1 protein-coding gene is annotated in these 1,601 nt (G+C 45.4%); it reads right to left on the bottom strand.

Features of this window, described 5'->3' with window-relative positions; genetic code table 11:
* Nucleotides 1-153: 153 nt before the first annotated feature.
* Nucleotides 154-1,167: a methionyl-tRNA formyltransferase gene (gene fmt / locus QUB44_RS30820; RefSeq protein WP_333373707.1), complete on the bottom strand. Its 1,014-nt coding sequence runs from the start codon at nt 1,165-1,167 to the stop codon at nt 154-156.
* Nucleotides 1,168-1,601 lie beyond the last annotated feature (434 nt).

Here is a 1,601-nt window from a genome sequence, read left to right as displayed (position 1 = left end):
ATGGCACAGGCACAACGGCTCGCGGGCTATGGTCTAGACGTTTTGAAGAAGCTGTTTAGAATGAAATAGCCCTGCTTATAAACTATACTGGACTATCAAATTACATATCTTTTCTTCCTCAGATCTCATATCACAAACCCTTCGAGATTCTATCTAATCTGTAACTCCCGCATTCCCAAAAAATTCCCCTACAACTAAACGAGTTCCATTGGCAAAATCCACCCCAGACTGCACCTTTTTCCCCGCCAACTGCACCTCCCGCAACAATAATAAACCATCACCGGTTTGGACGATCGCCCCCAAGCCCTTTACAACCTTGACAACTTCCCCATTGGCGCCCGACAACTGGGCTAAAACAGGCCATTCGCGTTCCAAAACTCTCAAATCCGCTGGCATTTGCAGCCAATATTCCGGCCCGACGGGCACAGTAGCTATCACCTTCAGAGAATTGCCGCGAAAAGTCGTCGTGCAATCCGGGAAAAAGCCCCTAACTTGATTGTGAAGGTCGATCGCACTTTTCGACCAATCCAGCACATAATCCGCACTCTTAATCATCGGTGCGTAAGTCGCCTCAGCATCATCTTGAACAACAGCTTCAATTTGGTCGTCTCTCAATTTCACCAAAGTTTCCACCAACAAATCCGCCCCAACTTCCGCCAACCTATCCGCCAAAGAATCAGCATTATCCAACAGCGAAATACCAGCAAAAGCCTTCAACAGCATCGCCCCAGTATCCATCCCAGCATCCATCAGCATAGTAGTAATTCCTGTTGTCTTTTCCCCGTCAAAAAGACAGCGCTGAATCGGCGCGGCACCGCGATACTTCGGCAAAATTGAACCGTGAACGTTAACGCAACCCAAACTAGGAATATCCAGAATTTCTTGAGACAGAATTTGGCCGTAAGCCACCACCACAAACACATCCGCCTCCGCTTCCCGCAACTTAGCAAGCGTTTCCGCATCCTTCTTAATTCGGCGTGGCTGCCAAACCGGGAGACTGTGATTTAAAGCCACATCTTTTACAGGTGAAAACATCAATTGATTCCCTCTTCCCCGGCGTTTGTCCGGCTGAGTCACCACACCCACAACCTCAAATTCTGGGTGACTTAGCAAACTGGATAAAGTAGGAACAGCAAAATCGGGAGTGCCAAAAAAGACAATTTTCATAGATTGTTCGTTATTAGTAAGTAGTCCTCAGTCATTACTCATTAGTCATCAAGTAGGTAATGGCAAAAAACCATAGTATATTATAGAGACTCTTCAGCACGTAGCAGCTCTGATACAAGCGAGTTTATGAGTATTTTCACCTCCCGGACTCATGTAATGTTTATTTGCCAGCTCAAATAATAGTAGTTTGCTCCTAGATTATACACTTCGAGAAGAGTTCCGAGTTGTGCGATCGGCAAAAAGGATCTCGATTGATACTCAGGTGCAGCCCGACTCGAACGCTCAAAAGCAATGAGTTTGATAGAGGCAACAACATTTGCATCCATTTTTCCCAAGTTAACTATAACTGTTCTACACTAACAATACTCCGGACAGTTTTTAAGCAGCCAAAGTACCATAAGACAAGACTGAAGGAAGATTAGGATGGTTTAAAA

This window comes from Microcoleus sp. AT3-D2 (assembly GCF_036705715.1).
Classification (GTDB): Bacteria; Cyanobacteriota; Cyanobacteriia; order Cyanobacteriales; family Microcoleaceae; genus Microcoleus.
The sequence above is the reverse complement of the archived record's forward strand: the minus strand, read 5'-3'. Positions and strand labels throughout refer to the sequence as shown.